Annotated in this window: 16 protein-coding genes; 7 read left to right on the forward strand and 9 right to left on the reverse strand. The window is 63.7% G+C overall.

The features are described from left to right. Positions 1–27: 27 nt before the first annotated feature. Positions 28–1,020 (reverse strand): stage II sporulation protein M, encoded by a 993-nt coding sequence (locus Y703_RS0102535; protein ID WP_026551458.1) that lies wholly within the window; start codon positions 1,018–1,020, stop codon positions 28–30. Positions 1,021–1,099: 79 nt separating this feature from the next. Here Y703_RS0102535 and Y703_RS0102540 point away from each other — a divergent pair, with 79 nt between their 5' ends. Next, positions 1,100–1,903: an RDD family protein gene (locus Y703_RS0102540; protein WP_026551459.1), complete on the forward strand. Its 804-nt coding sequence runs from the start codon at positions 1,100–1,102 to the stop codon at positions 1,901–1,903. A gap of 12 nt (positions 1,904–1,915) precedes the next feature. Here the strand turns inward: Y703_RS0102540 and Y703_RS0102545 are convergent, their stop codons facing one another. The 4 genes from Y703_RS0102545 to Y703_RS0102560 all read right to left on the reverse strand — a co-directional run bounded on the left by Y703_RS0102545 (position 1,916) and on the right by Y703_RS0102560 (position 5,485). Next, positions 1,916–3,172 carry a L,D-transpeptidase gene (locus Y703_RS0102545; RefSeq protein ID WP_026551460.1) on the reverse strand — a complete coding sequence of 419 codons (1,257 nt, stop codon included), beginning with the start codon at positions 3,170–3,172 and terminating at the stop codon, positions 1,916–1,918. Positions 3,173–3,279: 107 nt separating this feature from the next. Next, a complete protein-coding gene (ahcY, locus tag Y703_RS0102550) occupies positions 3,280–4,770 on the reverse strand; it encodes an adenosylhomocysteinase (RefSeq protein WP_026551461.1) in 1,491 nt (496 codons plus the stop codon). 38 nt (positions 4,771–4,808) lie between these two features. Further along, complete coding sequence (locus Y703_RS0102555; RefSeq protein ID WP_026551462.1) at positions 4,809–5,033, reverse strand: Trm112 family protein; 225 nt, start codon at positions 5,031–5,033, stop codon at positions 4,809–4,811. Between the two features lie 68 nt (positions 5,034–5,101). Then, entirely contained in the window at positions 5,102–5,485 is a 384-nt protein-coding gene (locus Y703_RS0102560; protein WP_026551463.1) for a DUF3499 domain-containing protein, read from the reverse strand. 112 nt (positions 5,486–5,597) lie between these two features. Between Y703_RS0102560 and Y703_RS0102565 the strand changes: the two genes are divergently transcribed. Then, positions 5,598–6,098, forward strand: a complete 501-nt coding sequence (locus tag Y703_RS0102565; RefSeq protein ID WP_026551464.1) for a metallopeptidase family protein — start codon at positions 5,598–5,600, stop codon at positions 6,096–6,098. A 28-nt stretch (positions 6,099–6,126) separates the two neighbouring features. On the opposite strand, the gene Y703_RS0102570 is transcribed toward Y703_RS0102565, so the two are convergent. From Y703_RS0102570 to Y703_RS21295, 3 genes are read right to left on the reverse strand one after another with little or no spacing between them, the layout of a single operon-like run. Next, positions 6,127–7,773: a DUF5719 family protein gene (locus Y703_RS0102570; protein WP_026551465.1), complete on the reverse strand. Its 1,647-nt coding sequence runs from the start codon at positions 7,771–7,773 to the stop codon at positions 6,127–6,129. Further along, positions 7,770–11,438: a glycosyltransferase family 2 protein gene (locus tag Y703_RS0102575; protein ID WP_343212868.1), complete on the reverse strand. Its 3,669-nt coding sequence runs from the start codon at positions 11,436–11,438 to the stop codon at positions 7,770–7,772. The genes Y703_RS0102570 and Y703_RS0102575 overlap by 4 nt, the downstream gene beginning before the upstream one ends. Next, positions 11,384–11,947, reverse strand: coding sequence for a WhiB family transcriptional regulator (locus tag Y703_RS21295; RefSeq protein ID WP_081743352.1), 564 nt, complete (start codon positions 11,945–11,947; stop codon positions 11,384–11,386). The genes Y703_RS0102575 and Y703_RS21295 overlap by 55 nt, the downstream gene beginning before the upstream one ends. A gap of 330 nt (positions 11,948–12,277) precedes the next feature. Here Y703_RS21295 and Y703_RS0102585 point away from each other — a divergent pair, with 330 nt between their 5' ends. After that, positions 12,278–13,003 (forward strand): TIGR03089 family protein, encoded by a 726-nt coding sequence (locus Y703_RS0102585; protein WP_026551468.1) that lies wholly within the window; start codon positions 12,278–12,280, stop codon positions 13,001–13,003. Here the strand turns inward: Y703_RS0102585 and Y703_RS0102590 are convergent. Continuing rightward, a complete protein-coding gene (locus tag Y703_RS0102590; protein ID WP_026551469.1) occupies positions 12,981–13,586 on the reverse strand; it encodes a GtrA family protein in 606 nt (201 codons plus the stop codon). The genes Y703_RS0102585 and Y703_RS0102590 overlap by 23 nt on opposite strands. A gap of 193 nt (positions 13,587–13,779) precedes the next feature. On the opposite strand from Y703_RS0102590, the gene Y703_RS0102595 reads away from it, so the two are divergent. The 4 genes from Y703_RS0102595 to manA all read left to right on the forward strand — a co-directional run. Beyond that, a complete protein-coding gene (locus Y703_RS0102595) occupies positions 13,780–14,961 on the forward strand; it encodes a 5-(carboxyamino)imidazole ribonucleotide synthase (RefSeq protein ID WP_026551470.1) in 1,182 nt (393 codons plus the stop codon). A 23-nt stretch (positions 14,962–14,984) separates the two neighbouring features. After that, on the forward strand, positions 14,985–15,488 hold the full coding sequence (purE, locus tag Y703_RS17475) for a 5-(carboxyamino)imidazole ribonucleotide mutase (protein ID WP_051427242.1): 504 nt from the start codon (positions 14,985–14,987) through the stop codon (positions 15,486–15,488). Further along, the gene (locus Y703_RS0102605) at positions 15,485–17,077 is read left to right on the forward strand and encodes an LCP family protein (protein WP_026551471.1); all 1,593 of its coding nucleotides are present in this window, start codon (positions 15,485–15,487) and stop codon (positions 17,075–17,077) included. Before purE ends, Y703_RS0102605 begins: the two co-directional genes overlap by 4 nt. 14 nt (positions 17,078–17,091) lie before the next feature. Continuing rightward, positions 17,092–17,694: mannose-6-phosphate isomerase, class I (gene manA / locus Y703_RS21300; protein WP_035763543.1), on the forward strand; the 603-nt coding region annotated here is incomplete at its 3' end.

The following is a 17,694-nucleotide window of genomic DNA, read 5'->3' on the forward strand; positions in this document are numbered from 1 at the left end:
CAGCGGCATCCCTCGATGGTGCGCCGGTCAGGCTGAGCGAACAGTTGCGCCCCGGTCGAGGCTTGAAAGGTCGCCTGTGTACCCTGCGTTGACTGCGCGTCGCCCCAGCACCAGGGTGTAGACCCAGTACCCGGCGAACACCAGGAACCCGATGCTGATCCGCAGCCACGTAGGCAGCGGGCTGGGAGTCACGAACCCCTCGACGAGCCCGGAGATGAAGAGTACAAGCACCAGTCCCAACGCAACGGTGATGAGCGATCTGCCCTCCTCCGCCAGCGCGTTCGCCCGGGTCCGGGCACCCGGCGACACCCAGGCCCAGAAGAGTTTCAGCCCAGCCGCGGCAGCAATGAAGATGGCGGTGAGCTCCATGAACCCGTGGGGCAGGATGTAGATGAAGAAGGTATCGAGTTCACCGTAAGCGGCCATCGTTCCGCCAGCCATACCGATGGCCTGGGCATTCTGGTACAGGATCCATGGCGCCCAGACACCAGTGACCCCGAATGCTACGGCCTGCAGCGCGATCCAGGCGTTGTTCGTCCAGACCAGCCCGGCAAACGATGCCGCAGGATTCTCGAAGTAATAGTTGACGAAATCCTCTTCGACATACTGTTCAGCGAACTCGTCACCACCCATCGCCGCGATGACACCGGGAGTCCCCGCCACCCAGGCACCGTACAACCAGGCAACCCCGATGAATAGGACCCCGACGACGACGGTCAGCCACCGGACACGGTAAAAGGCCGCTGGCAGGGAGATGACGAAGAATCCTGCCACGTCTTCCATGAAGTTGGAACGCGCGCCGGTGAACCGGGTCCGGGCCCGTGACAGGCGCATCGACAGGGCACCGGATAACGCGCTCTCCGGCGCGATCGACCGGATCATGGAGAGGTGGGTTGAAGTCCGTTGGTAAAGCACCAGCAGTTCATCGGCTTCGACGCCGGAGAGCTTACGCCGTCGCACCAGCTCATCAATCCGCTCCCAGTCCGGGCGGTTCACCTCAACGAAAGCATCAACATCCACTCTTTCAGCTTAGCCGGGCGACGGCCGATAAGCTGAGAGGGCAAGCCCTCTCTGGGCTAGACGATCAAGGGGACGTGCAATGAGTTCGGTTGTGACAGGTGAGGCAGTAGTCCTGGAGCTGCGACCCGCATCGTTCGGCGCCCGCGGTATTAGCCTTCTCATCGACATCGTCGCCCAGGCCATCCTGATCCTCGCCATTGTCCTCGGGGTCAGCGGAGTGCTCGATGGCTCGCTTGACCCGGCGCTGACCCAGGCCCTGGTCCTGATACTGCTCATCCTGGTGATCCTGGTAGTCCCCGTGACGGTCGAGACCCTCACCCGGGGGAAATCCCTGGGGCGGCTCGTGATGGGGCTACGGATAGTGCGCGACGACGGCGGCTCCATCCGGTTTCGTCACGCCTTCATCCGCGGAATGCTCGGCGTCCTTGAAATCTATCTACTGGTGGGGTCGCTAGCGTTTCTGGTGGCGGTGTTCAACGAGCGCTCCAAACGTCTGGGCGACCTGCTGGCAGGAACCTATTCGATGCATGAGCGCGTCGTGGAAAAGCCGCGCACACTCGCGGTGGTGCCGCCTCATCTCGCGAGTTGGCTCAGCGCAGCTGACCTACTTCAGCTCCCCGACCCGCTGGCCCGGCGCGTTGCAGCATTCATCTCTCAGGCGCCTCGCCTGACCCAGGTCTCCCGCCAGTCTCTCGCAACTGAACTGGCGACCGAGGTATCGGGGTTCGTCGCGCCGCTTCCACCAGCGGGAACGCACCCGGAGGACTTCCTGAACGCGGTCCTCGCTGAACGCCGGGATCGGGACCTTGGCAGACTGGGACGCCAACGTGAACGGACAGCGAAGACTGCCGAGCGGCTACACCGACTACCGTTCGGTCAGTAGCACGGCAGGGAGTTACGGCTGGGTACTGTATTCGCTCCAGGGGGTGTTCCAGTCACCGAATCCATCCCAGATGAACATGGGCCCGTACCCGGTGTTTCGAACCTCGACGACGTCGCCGGGGCCGAAGGTGTCGTAGAAGTACTTGGCACCTTCTGGAGACATTCCGATACAGCCATGGGAGACATTGAAGTTACCCAGAGCCACCTGGGCGTCGGGCAACGCTTCGTGGACGAACGCACCGCCGTTGGAGATGCGGCTCGCGTGATTCACCACTGTCGGCTCGTAGTACGCGTCGTCTCCCGGCTCGAGGCCAATGGATTCTGCAGTGAACTTGGTGGACTCATACTGTTCCATCACCACGTGATAGCCGATAGTCGAGGGCCAGTCCTCTGTCCCCAGGGTAATCGGGAAGCTTCTCTCAAGGGCTCCGTCAATGTAGACGTCCATTGTTTTGGTCTCATTATCGACGACGGCAAGCCGGGTGTTGTGGGTGTTGATGGTCATTTGATCGTCGAAGTTCCCGATCATCTGGTTGCCGTAGTCCACTCCGAACAACTGCATGTCGACCGTGATGGTGCTGTTCGGCGCCCAAAACTCTTCGGCTCGGTACCTCACGGTGGTGTCGCTGAGCCAATGGAAGGCACCCGTCTGACCACTGGAACCGGTGATCGTGATCGCTGACTCCACTTCGTCCCGGTTGATCACGGGCTCGCTGAAGTTGATCTCGATGGGCTGGCCGGTCCCAACTGTTGAGCCGTCCAGCGGATACGTCGCGGCGTCGGCCTCGTTGGCCGGCATCACCGTGGTGAAGCCCTGCGACTCGCTGACGGTGTTCCCGTTAGCATCGGCCAGCACGAACTCGAACTCGTAGTCGGTGCCAAATGCGAGCCGTTCGCTGGCAGTCCAGACCGAATCGTCCTCGCTGAGCGTTCCCTCGACGGGCTCGCCGCCGTCGGCCGCGCGCAAGGCGACACTGTCGATGACCGCATTCTCGGCGCGGACCACGGGCACGGCAATGGGATTGACCTGTTCGGTGTTGTCGGCTGGAGTCGCCGTATAGTCAAAATCCGGTGCAGCGGTCGGCGACGTCGACGCCGACGGGGAGGGTGACGCCGACGGCGATGTTGCCGCCGGTGCGCCATCGGTTCCCGCCCAGTTGGGCGCGACTGCAACTGCGGCACCAGCTGCGATCAGGACAGCGGCGGTCGCTACCCCGCCGATAACCCACCCGTTTCGACTCTCGCTCATGCCCTGCTGACTGTCAGTCATCTGCCCTACCCACATCCTGCTGAAAAATGGCCACCCCACAATTAACTTTACGTTGCGGGGTGGCCATTACCGACTCGCTCGACACGGCAACCGCGTCGAGCGAGTCGTTAGTACCTGTACTGGTCCGTTTTGTAGGGGCCCGACGCCTCAATGTCGAGGTACTCGGCCTGGCTCTTGGTCAGCTCGGTGAGCTCTACCCCGATCGCGTCGAGGTGCAGCCGAGCCACCTTCTCGTCAAGAATCTTCGGCAGAACGTAGACCTGGTTGTCATACTCGCGGTTCCCGTCGAGATCGTTCTGCATCCACTTGGTGAACAGCTCGATCTGAGCGATGGTCTGGTTCGCGAACGAGTTACTCATCACGAACGAGGGGTGGCCGGTGGCGTTGCCCAGGTTGAGCAGGCGGCCTTCCGAGAGCATGATGATTGAGCGCTCGAGTGTTCCCGCTGCCTCGTCGGCGGGAAAGACCCATTCGTGCACCTGAGGCTTGATCTCTACCTTCCGGATTCCGGGTGTCTTTGCCAGCCCGGCAATGTCAATCTCGTTATCGAAGTGACCGATGTTGCCCACAATGGCCTGATGCTTCATTCCGGCCATGTGGTGCGCCATGATGACGTCCTTGTTGCCGGTGGTCGTGATGAAGATATCACCCTGGGCCAGCACCGTCTCAAGACGAGCTACCTGATACCCGTCCATCGCCGCCTGCAGTGCGCAGATCGGATCGATTTCGGTGACTATCACTCGTCCGCCTTGACCACGGAGCGCCTCCGCTGCTCCCTTGCCAACATCGCCATAGCCACACACCACTACAACTTTTCCACCGATAAGAACGTCGGTCGCCCGGTTGAGACCGTCAGGCAATGAGTGCCGGATGCCGTACTTGTTGTCGAACTTGGATTTGGTGACCGAGTCGTTGACATTGATGGCCGGGAACAGGAGGTTTCCCTGCTGTGCCAGCTGGTAGAGCCGCATGACACCGGTGGTCGTCTCCTCGGTTACACCCTTGATGCCCGCAGCGATCCGGGTCCACTTCTGTGGGTCTTCGGCGAGGGTACCGCGCAGAACGTCGAGGACTACCGAGAACTCGTGGGAGTAGTCGATGTCGTCTTCGGCCGGGCCCGCTGGCACTGCGCCAGCCGCCTCGAATTCCACTCCCTTGTGCACCAGGAGGGTCGCGTCGCCACCGTCGTCAAGAATCATGTTGGGGCCCTGCTCACCGGGCCAGCTGAGGATCTGGGTGGTGGTCCACCAGTATTCCTCGAGGGTCTCGTTCTTCCACGCGAATACCGGAACGCCAGCTGGCTGCTCTGCCGTTCCAGATCCGACGACGATGGCGGCCGCTGCCTCGTCCTGAGTGGAGAAGATGTTGCACGAGGCCCACCGCACCTCGGCGCCGAGCGCAGTGAGTGTTTCGATCAGCACGGCGGTTTGCACAGTCATATGCAACGAACCGGCCACGCGGGCGCCCTTCAGGGGCTGGCTTGGGCCGAATTCCTGGCGAAGCGCCATCAGACCGGGCATTTCGTGTTCTGCCAGGCGGATCTGGTGGCGTCCTGCTTCGGCGAGGGATAGGTCGGCAACTTTGAAGTCAAAGGTCATGGTGTGACGCGTTCCTGTTCGTTGGTGCTGCACATGGACTATTTTTTGGCTGGACCATCGTGCTCGTCGGAGCCTGCCTCGGTGGCTGCTACTAGTAGTTCGGGGCGGAGGAGCACGGGGATGCCTTCATCGATGCTGTATTGCACCGGATCCCCTGTGCTGTCGGTCACTGATGAGACCAGAAATTCTCCCTCATGGACCAGCGCCGAGCCGGTGACGGGGCAGCGGAGCACAGCGAGCAGATCAGATGATATGGGGCTCATGATCCAAGACTATCGCGGTCGGGGTTCCTGACAGAACAGGGGCAGCCCCGGGTTGTGGACCGGATTGCCTACTGTTCGCGGAGGATGCGCAGGTGCCCGCGCCGGACACCGCCGGCCTCAGCCGGCGGTTCGAGCGATCCTTTGCTGCCACGTGCAGTGGGGCCGGTGTCCTGGGTGCGGTCTGAGGCGGCTTCGCGAACCGCATTGACCAGGGCAAGGAGATCATCAGGATGTGGTTCCGGCGGGTTCGATGGTAGCGCCAACCGCACCACCTCCCAGCCTCGCGGAACGGTCAGTCGGTCCGCGTGGGAAGTACACAGGTCGTAACAATGCGGCTCGGCGTAGGTGGCAAGCGGTCCAAGCACTGCTGTTGAATCGGAGTAGACAAAGGTGAGCGTTGCCACGGCGGCTCGCTGACAGGCTGAGCGTGAACAGCTTCGAAGGGATCCCACGACAAGTCAGCCTACCCGTTGGCCCCGGAACCGCGGGGATCCCGGAACCGGTCCGCGCGCCGTCAGTGGCATCAAAGGTTGCTTTGGGGCCCAATGGGTTTACAGTCAATATATGCGGGACAGCTCAACGTTTTCGGTGCACCTGGCCGACCCAGATGAGGCAGCGGAGTCAGGCCATCCCGGTCCGCGCTATGGCCGCCGCCGCAGGAACCGGCACGGCCGCGGACTTCGCGGGCCTTTGATCCCTCCGCACCTTCCCGGTTCGCGCACCAGGAGTGAACGGTTCGACGAGTGGGTGATGGAGTCGGCGCAGCGGCTGGAACGGCTCTGGGGTGAGCGAATCCTTGATCTCCAAATGGTGGTCCAGGACATCCCGGCGAACCTTGAGACCATGACCGCCCAATCGTTGAATGGGTTGCTCGGCACATCGCTACCAGCTGCGCCGAACCGCCCACCCACTATCATCATCTACCGGCACCCGGTTGAGATGGCAGCCGGCAGCTTCATCGCACCCAACGAACTGGTCCATGACGTGGTAGTCGAACAGACTGCGGAACTGCTGGGGATGGCGCCCGAGGCGGTTGATCCAGCGTACGGTCGGTCCCGGGCCTGACCACCCCAGGGACCGCTCGGGCGAGGAGTCAGTACCCCAGGTTGACCGCCACATTCGGTTGCCCGGCGCTGCCGGGTGGCAAAGGGGTCACCGAGATGCCCGGTTCATTGTCGATCTGGTGAACCTGGGCTCCGTAGACCGGTTCCCCCGACGCGGCGACCAGGACAGCCGCGATGTCCTCCCCCAGATCCGCCGCCGCTACGCTGACGGTTGTTCCGCCTGCCACACTGACTGTCTGCTCAGGCTGCAGTGTGCCGTCCTCAGCGACCGGGGTGAGCTGAACTTCTGACCAGCCTGCGGGAGTACCGAAGGTGAGGGTTCCTCGTGACCCGCTGGGGAACACTGCCACCTGGGTGTTGCCGAGCCGCGCCCCTGATGGTGCGAACCCGAAGTCGACGGGTTCCCCCGCCTCGACGCCCCGGTTTACGCGAGCTGAGGCCGAAATAACCACATCAGAGGTGACTTCAATCGTGTAGTCACCCGCTGGAAGACTGTCCAGCGGAACCCCGCTCACCGTGCCAGCTGTAGCGGTGAACACTCCCCCAGCTGGAAGCTCAACCTGGCCCCCGGAACCGTAGACCCGAACATTCAGGACGGCATCGGTGCTGCCGGGGACCACTACCTGCAGTCCTGGGGAGGCCGTCTCATAGCCGTCCTGGGCGGTGATCTCGTCAGCGATGTCCTCGTCCTGGATGCGCACGCCCGGTATCACCTGGGTGCTCGCCGCTGGGGCTGCAGGCTGGAGTAGCTCGATACCACCGGGAGTGAGTTCACGCAGAATGCTCTGCTGGATACTCCCGGCGACCAGCCCGCCGTCGCTTAGGATCCGGACCGCCAACTGGTCCTGATCCGTGGCAAGCCCGGCCAGCACTATCGATTCGGTAGCACCCGGTGCGATGAGCAGCCCCCTGGTCCCGGCGGCTTCGATCGGCCCGTCGGTTCCGTAGAGCTCCAGGTCGACGGTCGCTGGCGTGCCTGATGGGTTGGACAGGTTGAGGACTGCGGTGGCTCCCACAGTGGTTGATGCACCGAGAATCCAGGAGTCGTTGCCCGGTGCCGTGCAATGCGTCATCGCAAGACCCCCCAGATCGCCGTCGGTGGCGCTGTAACTGAGGATTGCTCCAGCGGTCGCGGGGAGGCTGCCCACGGGCTGGGCTGAGAAGACGCTCACCGAATCGACTGACTGGTCGCCAAGCACTCCAGCCGTCCGATTCGTTAGTCCGTCCTCATTTGTCACCCCTTCCGGAACCGGTTCGTCTCCGGTCTCGCCTGCGGCGATGGTGGCCAACGGCTCGCCGGAGCCGAGCGGGGCCAGGGCACTGCCCGGCAACACTGAGCCGAGACTGCTCAGCACCATGGCGCTGACTGCGGTGCTGGCGGTCTCCGATTCGGGGTTAAACTCTGGGTCGGCGAGGGCAGCAGCGCTCTCAACCAGGCGTGGCGGTCCTGGGCACACCCCCGTGTATTCCCCGGCGGGAACCTCCGCAACCGGGATCGGGAACTGGGCCGCCGCACCGGTTGGTTCCAGGATGGGGAGGCCGATTGCCAGCGCACCGCTGGCACCGACAAGCAGTACTCCGGTTCCTATTCCAGCTGCCCTGCGCGGGGTACCTGCCCGACGTCGTTTGGTCCTGGGCCGTGAGGCGGGGGGCGCATAGTCAGGGTGTTCGGTCATGACCGACCCCTTCCGCTGAGGACTGATTCATCGCTGGGTGAATCGTTGGCGGAGTTCTCACCGGTGTCCTCTTCCTGACTATCTGGTCCCGCGGCGTCCGACTGAACCAGCACAGCCGGCTGTCCACGCCGTCCCGGATACGCCCGCACGAAGCGAGGTCTCGATGGCATCGGGATTGCAAGCAGGATCGTGAGCCCAAGGACAGCTGCTGAACCAATTGTCGCCCACGGCTCCCAGGCCGTCACAAAGCTGATGTCGAGTCTGCCGCCGTCGGCGGGGAGCGCAAACGCCTGGGACCACCCTGACTCAACCGACTCCAGCACGCGTCCGTCGAGGGTAGCCCGCCAGCCGGAATCGGCACGTTCAGCGAGGACAAGTGTTCGTTCGGCGCTCCCTGCGGGAATGACTGAGGCGACGGTAGTGGATCCCGAATCGACCAGAGCGGCTATGGTTCCATCTCCGTCGACGATCCTCGCCCGGGAACCGGTAATGCTGTCCGCAACGGTGCTGCCTTCAACACCGGCGCCTGCGGGGGGCCCAGCATCGTCGGGACCCGCGACAGGCGCTACCCGCCAGAGCCAGCCGGAGTTGGTGTTGCCCACTGCTACGAGCCCGGGCACCGCGTCGATTTGCCCCGCGAGTACCTCTGCGGCTGAATCTGATTGCTGCAGCACAACGAACCCGACGCCGAGCTCTCTCAGTTCCTCCCGGGGGTCGTACCCGCTGCCGGCAACAATGACAGCGACAGTGCTTCGGATGGCAGCTGTGGCTTCGTCGTCCTCACGGAGCTCAGCCGACCCCAGCGGTCCATAGAGTCCCCTGGCCGAATAGATTTGCGAGAGCTGGTCGAGAGTGGTTCCGTCGCTCCTCATCAGCGCGGCGCTGACGTTATTGCTACCGTCAATGTTCAACACCAGTGATTTGCTGCGCTCAGCACTGTTTCCGCGGTCTGCGGCGGTGGCTGGAAGGGTTCGCTCAGCGCTTGGCGCGAGCAGCATGTCGGTGCCGAACCGGGTAGCCAGCAGCTCAGGCCTGGCGGTGTCTGGTGCCAGGGTGTCCAGCCCGGTGTCGTCCAGCGCGGGCTGGACGACTGCGTCAGGCGTCGAGGGTAGCGCCCACAGGCCAAGACTCACCACCGGACCTATCCCGAGGACAACTGCCGCTGCCACCAGCGCCGGGCCGGTCCGGCGCCTGGGAGCGTTAGCGTCGGTTCGGGCACGGTGCACGGTGCGCGCGTGGTGGGCGGTGAGCGCTTTGTCACCGCCGATGACAGCCGCAGCGGCCATAGTCAGCATCAGGACTGACACGAGCGGCCCGGTGAAGGGCGTGATCAGGGCCGATGACCCAACAGCGACCGCCACGAAGGAGTACGCAGTGTTCAGCAGCAGTGCGGCCAGCCCGAGAAGCCATAGGCCCCGGGCCATCGCGGTGCCGCGGCCCTGGAGGAACAGTGCGGCGATCGCCAGAAGAATCGCCGGACCGCCCACCAGCATGGCAACGACCAGCGCCCACGGTCCACCAGGAAGCAGGGGCAGTGCAGCGAGTGGCGCCATGGGGTCGAAGGCGACCGGGTAGCCCAGCAATTGCTGCCACAGCTCAGCCGCGACGAAGGGCACTGGAACACCTGGGTCGGCCAGCACAGCGCGTAACTGATCGATTGTCGATCCGATGAACGGCACGAACAGTGCGAGCGGGGGCAACAACGACCACCACAGGGTTTTCGCCCGACGGCGGAACAGCAGGATTGCGGCGAGGACTGACAGCACCAGAAGCGGGAGCAGTGAAGGCGCGCCCGCCGTTATCACAGCCAAAAGCAGACCACCGGCCGCTGCAGCAGTCCAGCTGGGCACTCCGTTGATGCCTGGTTTGAGCATCACCTCGACGGGACGCCGACGGGCGTTCGCTTCGTCGTCGTGATGAGGAGAATTGTCTGGGACACCAGCGGGGAAGGTGCGGTCACCGGGGTTCCGTTGGGCTCCCGGCTGGGGAGCACGCGCGGCACCCACCGCACGCAGCAGGGCCAAGCCGGCGAGGGGCAGTAGCAGATGCACGAGTAGCGCGCCGAGGCGGCCGCTACCAACTGCCACTTGTAGAGTCGGGACAGCAGCCCAGAAGAAGGCAGCCCAGAAGCGAAGTCCCCGGCTCCAGGTCAGCGCCGACGTGGCGAACCACGCCGAGAGACCGGCAAGTGGCAGCGCGAGCAGCATCAGGGTAACAAGCACCGCGTTGCCATTGCCCACTCCCAGGGCAGCGAGCAGCCAAAGCACATACCCAAACGGATCACCGTGGCCGGACATACCTGAGCCCAGGGTGATCCACCAGGTCGAAGCGTTCTGCCAGATGTCAGTCATACTCGCGGAGACCGGTAGGAAGGCTCCGCCGGCCAGGGCTGGCGCGCCAATGATGCGGTAGAGCCCAGCCACTGAGATCGCGGCCAGGACCAGACCGGAGACGACTGCTCCAACTCCTATCCAGGTGCGCGACGGCGCCGCGAGCGAGCTGAAATCTTCGGCGGCGTCGCCTGCTGGAATATAGGCACTGTGCTCGTCGGCGATTGCCGCGTCACTGAGATGCCCCTCGGCGGAGAACGCGTCGAGCACTGAGCGTCGGTGCGACCAGACTTCTCGCCGGGAGGTTTGCAGCCCCCTCACCACGTTGCGGGGACGTTTTCTGGTCAGGGCGCTGAGGCGGCGGGACCGGAACAGCTCTATCGGGCGGAGCACTGCGGCAATGCTGGCAATCAACTGGCTGAAACCGTAGCCGGGATCCTTCGCCAACAGCCCCATGATGAGCCGGCCGAATCCGCCGATCACAGCCCCCGCTGCCAGGAACGGGATCTTCCACAGGGATGCGTGTTTCAGGCGGAGATAGACCTCGGCCTTCCGGGCGGCGCGCTGTGCGGCAGTCGGGTGGATGCGCGGATCTCCATGACGCATCACTGCGCTCGGCACCACCACCACGCGATGACCGGCAAGCCGGTTTCGCCAGCAGAAATCAACTTCATCACCGGAGCTGGGCAGCGCCGGATCGAACCCTTCGAGAGCCTCCCAGACGTCGCCGCGGACCAGCATGCCTGCCGAGTTGACGGCGAAAACGTCGCTTCGGGAGTCGTGCTGGCCCTGATCAAGCTCGTCCACATCGATCAGGGTCAGCCGTTCTGCCCAGCGGCTGATCGACAGGCCGACGTCGATCACTTTCCGGCGGTTGTCCCACTCGACCTGTTTGGAACCTGCGACTGTGACAGAGGGTGCGCGTTCGACGGCGAGGAGCAGCTCGTCAAGGGCGTTGGGTTCGGGTGCAGAGTCGTCGTGGAGCAACCAGATCCACTCGTGGGCAGGGTGGTCCTCAACGGCGGTTCGCGCCGGCACCTCGGCAAGCCCCACCCGAACGGCTCCGCCGAATCCTGCCCTGGCGGCAGATCCGACTACTGGGCTACCCACCGGAAGTTCCAACTGCAGAATCGACGCCGAATGGTCAGTGGACCCGGCGTCCACGCCGATCACGAAGTCAGGCGGGTGCTGCTGCGCCTGGAGTGCCGCGAGAGTTGCCGAAAGAAAAGCTGAGCCGTTGTGGGCAACCACTACTGCCGTTACGCGGGGGTGCTGCAGAATTAGACCGCTCGCTTTCGTAACCGGCGCCGCTCGCGCTCGGACAGCCCGCCCCAGATACCGAAGCGCTCATCGTTGGCGAGAGCGTACTCCAGGCATTGCGAGCGCACATTGCAGGCCCCGCAGACCTTTTTGGCGTCCCGGGTGGAACCACCCTTTTCAGGAAAGAATGCTTCGGGGTCGGTCTGCGCGCAGAGAGAATCAGCCTGCCAGCCGAGTTCGCCCTCATCATCAAAGTCCTGGCCGATACCCGGCAAGCCAATCCACACGGCCTGATCGCTGCGGGCCGGCACTTGCCTGGACGGCGCGGAGAAGCGCTCGGGTGCCACCAGGTCAGTGGGCAGTTCAGCTTCTTCATCGGGGAGTTCGGTTAACGCCTCATGAGAGGTGAGGAAGGCAGTCGCCTGGTCCTCAAGTGAACTCTCGGTGCTCTGCCGATAGCGATCGGCCGCACCTGGATCAGCTGGATCGACAAACCAGTCGCTTGGAACGCCACGTGATCCGTAGCGGGCCGACGCCTGCGCCTCGATGGTTGTTCGGTCGTGAACCTTCTCTACCTGTCCCATGTCAGCCCTCCCGGTGTTGTCGCTCCAACAGCTACTGTGGTGGATTCAGGCACGACTGCTCAGCGAAAGGTATTTCGCGAGAGGCAATGCGGCCCAAGTATCCGATGTGTTGGAACTTTCCGTTGCCTAATTACACGCGTGTAATACGTGTTCAGTCAAGCGCGAGGGGGAATCTTATAGAGTTGCTGCCCGGGAACCCGTTCACGCCACGCTGAGAGTTTTTCACTATGGCGGCGGCGTGTCCCCTGTGACACTGGCGATTCAGCGATCGAGTGATTTTCAGCGAAAATAGTTACACCACTTCAGTCAGCAGGAAGGCACCAATCGATCATGGCATCAGCAGCAGTCCCCGAGCTCATGAATCAGCTCCGCACGGTGAGCCCCTCAGCTCCACGCCTGATCTGGTATGGGCCAGGCGGCGAACGGATTGAACTCTCCGGCAGGGTGCTTGACAATTGGGTGGCAAAGACCTCGAATCTCTTGGTTGAAGAGCTCGACGCCGAACCGGGCACCCGGGTGGCGCTGCACCTGCCGGGCCACTGGAAGACCCTGGTGTGGGTGCTCGCCTGTTGGCAGGTTGGTGCTGTTCCGGTCGACGGATCTGCCCGTGCGGATCACCCTGCCGAAATCGTGGTCAGCTCATCAGCTGCCATGACAGTTGACGGTCCCGCCCAACTCCTGGTGCTGGTGGCCCTTGGGGCACTCGATCTGAAGTGGTCCGGGCCACTTCCCGCCGGCGCCGTCGACTATGCAGCTGAAGTGCGCGGCTACGGCGATGAGTTCTTCGACTTCCCTCCCGCCGACGCTGAGCTGACGACCGTCGAACAGGACAGCGGGGACCTTCGCCTACCGGTACTCTTCGATCGTGCTGCGGCCTGTGGTTGGACACCCGCCGGGGTTCTGCTGGTCCCCGCTGACCTACCCCTCGAGACAACGTTGGCGGCGGCGGTGCATTGCTGGAGTACCGGCGGCACGCTGATCGTCGCCCACCCCAGCGTCGACCTGACCGAGAACCTGCTCGCTAGCGAACGGGTTACTGATCGCGTGGGACAGTAGGCTCCGACGTCGCGGTCCCCAGCGTGTCGATAGTCCGGGGGCCCGTCGCAGGAGCGCGTGAAGCGTTTACCGGGCCCTCAGGGGACCTATGGCCTGGGTGGCCGAAGAGGTCCCTGTCGTGGACGAACGCTGGATCCTCGTCCAACTCAACGTTGAAAACCCAGAATCGGTAGGCGACGAATCGTAGGACAGTAGCGATCACAGTGCCGACGATACCGGCGAAAAACAGCGTCGGCCGGTCAGTGATATCCATTGGGTACTTGGCAATCCAGACGCACCCAGCGGCGATACCCATGCCGATCAGGTTGATAAACACGAACATGGTGAGCTCGCGCATGGGATTCGGCTGTCGGCGTCGCCTGAACGTCCAATAACGGTTGGCAACCCAGGCGAACACTGTGGCGACCGACGCCGAGACAAAACGTGCCTTCACCTCACTGTCGGACATCGGACCATGAATCAGGTACCAGAACAATCCGTTGTCGATCACGAATGCGACGCCGCCGACGGCGCCGAACTTGGCAACCTCGCGCCAGAACAGGGAGGCTAAGCCCCTGACGCGCTCTGTCACTGTAGAAAACATGACCCTCCGCGGTCCGGTTGCATGTCTGGTTCACCATGGTCGCTGACGTGCAACCGTGGATGTAGTACCACCATGCTGCATGCACAACGGCCAGTGGACCATTTTAGCCGCCAAGGGTGGGAGTTTCCTAGAAACCCGCCCGGCACAGACTCAGCATGCCACCTCACCGCCGAGCAGTGGGTACCCTGAATACGTGACTTTCCCAGTAATAGGTGTGGTTGGCGGCGGCCAACTGGCCCGCATGATGGCCCCCGCCGCGATCCAGCTCGGCTTCACCCTCCGTGTCCTGGCCGAAGGCCCCGACGTCTCAGCGGTTGCGGCTGTGGCATCGTCGACGGTAGGTGACTACCGCAACCTTGATGACCTCAGTGCCTTTGCCCGGGGCGTCGACGTGCTGACCTTTGACCACGAGCATGTGCCCGGCGAGTTGCTCAGGGCGCTGCAGGCCGACGGAGTCAACTTACAACCTCAGCCTGACGCCCTGGCGCACGCCCAGGACAAAATTGTCATGCGACGTGCCATCGACCGGCTGGGGCTACCCAACCCGGAATGGGGAGAGGTCTCCTCGGTCGAGGATCTGCAGGCATTCGGGGACCGGATCGGTTGGCCGGTAGTCCTGAAGACTCCGCGCGGCGGCTACGACGGCAAGGGAGTGATGGTGATCGATTCGCTGGCCGATACTGACCGCGCCGCAGCATGGTTCCAGGGCAGTCCGCTGCTCGCGGAGGCAAAGGTGAATTTCAGCCGTGAACTGTCGGCACTCGTGGCCCGCACCCCATCCGGAGTTTCCCGGGCATGGCCGGTGGTGCATTCAATCCAGGTGGATGGGGTCTGCGATGAGGTAATCGCGCCGGCCGCTGACCTCGCCCCGGAGCTCGCAACCTCGATCGGGGACGCCGCACTGAGGATCGCCGATGAGCTAGGTGTGACAGGAGTAATGGCTGTTGAACTCTTCGAGACGCCACATACCAGGACGGGGTTCATGGTGAACGAACTGGCCATGCGGCCCCACAATTCCGGGCACTGGACCATGGACGGCTCAGTGACCGGACAGTTCGAACAACACCTCCGGGCAATCCTCGACCTGCCGCTGGGCAGCACCTCGATGCTTGGCGACGTGAGCGTGATGAAGAACTATCTGGGGGGCAGCAACGTTGATCTCTTTAGCGCTTATCCCGCAGCGTTGGCTGCCGAGCCAGCAGCGAAGATTCATGGTTATGGCAAAGCTGTCAGGCCTGGACGCAAAATTGGGCACGTCAATGCCGTAGCACTGGCGGGCGAGAGCCTCGAAACCGTTCGGGGCCGCGCGGAACGAACTGCTGCTATTCTCCGGGACGGCCACGACAGTTCGAAGATTCGGAAGGGAAGCGCGTGAACAATCCGCTGGTAGGGCTAGTGATGGGGTCCGACTCGGACTGGCCAGTGATGGAGGCAGCGGCGCAGGCCCTGACGGAGTTTCGGGTGCCCTTCGAGGCCGACGTCGTCTCGGCTCACAGGATGCCGACCGAGATGATCGCCTACGGCCAACAGGCGCAGGAGCGAGGTCTGCGGGTCCTCATCGCCGGTGCGGGTGGTGCAGCACATTTACCCGGGATGCTGGCCTCCGTGACTGCCCTGCCCGTCATCGGAGTGCCGGTCCCCCTGAAGTACCTCGACGGCATGGACTCGCTGCTGTCCATCGTCCAGATGCCCGCTGGCGTTCCGGTTGCGGCGGTCTCCATTGGCGGCGCCCGCAACGCGGGGCTCCTCGCCCTCCGGATCCTCGCTGCAGGCGAGGGCAGCCTCGCTGAACGACTCAGCGGCGACCTCGTCGATTTCGCAGCTGGTCTGCGGGAGACGGCAGTTCAGAAGGGCGCTGCCCTCCGCGCTCGGGCGGCCCTCTCCGGGGAGCGCAGCGTATGAGCCAGACCCCCAGCCCCGAGGGGCAGCGGTTGCTGACAGACCCGGTTCGCTATCCGCAATCGGCACCGCCGAAGGTCCGCACGAAGCGCGCGTTTGTCCTGCTGTTGTTGACACTGGTGCTGCCGGGCTCAGCGCAAATTGTTGCAGGAGACCGACAGTTGGGCCGCAGGGCCCTGCTCGTGACCTTCGCCGTCTGGCTGGCCGTAGTAGCTGCCCTGGTCGTTGCCGTCACCAACCGCACCCTGCTGGTGAGCGTGGTGACCCATCAGTGGTGGTCGCTGGTGCTCATCATTGTCCTGCTGGTGCTCGCCGTATCCTGGGCCATCCTGTTCCTCAACACGCTCCGGATCATCAGACCACCCCTGTTGGAGCGATCAATGCGACCGGTGGTCGCCGGATCCCTGGTCGCGCTGATGGTGGTCACCAGCGGCTCCCTCGCCTACGGCGCGTACCTGCTCAACGTCAGCCGAGGCACCTTCGGGTCCATCTTCCAGGCTGGTCCTGCGTTCGATCCCGTGGACGGGCGCTACAACTTTCTCCTCATGGGCGGAGACGCCGGTGAGGACCGCACCGGGCGACGCCCCGACAGCATCTCGGTGGTCAGCGTCGACGCGTCCACCGGTGCCACGGTGACCTTCAGCATTCCGCGCAATTTCCAGAACGCGCCCTTCACCGAGGACTCCCCCCTGTGGCAGATCTACCCTGATGGGTACAACTGCGGCGACGAATGCATCATCAACAGCCTGTACCCGCTGGTCGCCCAGGAGCACGCTGACCTCTACCCCGACGCCGACGACCCCGGCGCCGAAGCAATGATGGATGCCGCCGGCGGCGTCCTAGGTCTCGAGGTTCAGGCCTACATCCTCGTGGACATGGAGGGTTTTTCCCAGGTCATCGATGCCATGGGTGGGATAACTGTCGACGCCGGTGGTTGGGTTCCGATCACCGCCGCCGAGATTCCCGGCACCAACCCGATCCGGCATTACCCGCCATCGGGGTGGATTGCCCCCGGAGTGCAAACCCTCGACGGCTATCAGGCACTCTGGTACGCCAGATCCCGCGAGTTCGTCACCGACTATCACCGGATTGCACGGCAGCAGTGCGTGCAGCAGGCAATGATCGCCCAGCTCGACCCGGCAACGGTCCTGACCCGGTTCCAGGATCTGGCCAGCGCGGGTGCCGACATTGTCGAAACCGACATTGCACTCGATCAGCTGGGAAGCTTCGTCGATCTGGCGCTGAAAGCCAAGAACCACGAGACACGTCGCCTGACCATCGGCCCACCCGACTTCGGCACAGCTGCCGACAACTTTGTTACCTACCCGGTGTTTGAGGAAATCCACGCCCGGGTGCAGGAGACGCTGGCTGAGGCCGCCGGCACCGAGCCGGCAGCCGGTTCACCGGATACCTTGGGTCCCGGCGCCCCCGCTATGGCGTCGGTCTTCCAGCCTGTGACGCCAGCCCGTGTCCCGGCACAGGTGACTGAGCCCGAGATCACCGAAGAGTACCTGCAGCAGTTGGCCACCATCGGAGACGATGCAACCCTCAGCACCCTGTTGGACAACAACGGGGAATGCAGCCCCGCCTAAGGAAAAGAGTCCCCATGTACCTGCTGGAAAACACCCTGCGGCCCTACGCCTGGGGATCCGAGACCGCAATCGCCGAACTCCTTGGCCGGGTTCCGTCGGGGGGCCCCGAAGCCGAACTGTGGGTCGGCGCCCACCCGGACTCGCCGTCGAGGGCGCTCCTTGACGACGGAGCCGCCGAAGACCTGGACCGGCTGATCGCCGCCGACCCCGAGCGTACCCTCGGGGAGGCATCAGTGAGGCGTTTCGGCACCCGGCTCCCGTTTCTGCTCAAGGTGCTTGCCGCAGCCGCTCCGTTGTCCCTCCAGGTTCACCCGAGCGGTTCCCAGGCTGCCGAGGGATTTGCTGCCGAGAACGCGGCCGGGATCCCCGTCGATGCCCCCCACCGCAATTACCGGGACGGGTTCCATAAGCCGGAGATGATCTACGCCCTCACACAGTTCGAGGCGCTCTGCGGATTTCGCCCTGCCCCTGACGCCGCGCGGGTGTTCAAGCACCTGATCTCAGCCGTTGAGGCAACCGGTGCCGGTTCGCCCCAGCTGCTGGCCGACGTCGTCAATGACCTCAGCAGCGCCGACCAGCAGGAGGCTTTGCGCGCTGCGTTCACCCGCCTGCTCACC

Origin of the sequence: Arthrobacter sp. H20, from assembly GCF_000520515.1 — a bacterium.
Classification (GTDB): Bacteria; Actinomycetota; Actinomycetes; order Actinomycetales; family Micrococcaceae; genus Arthrobacter_D.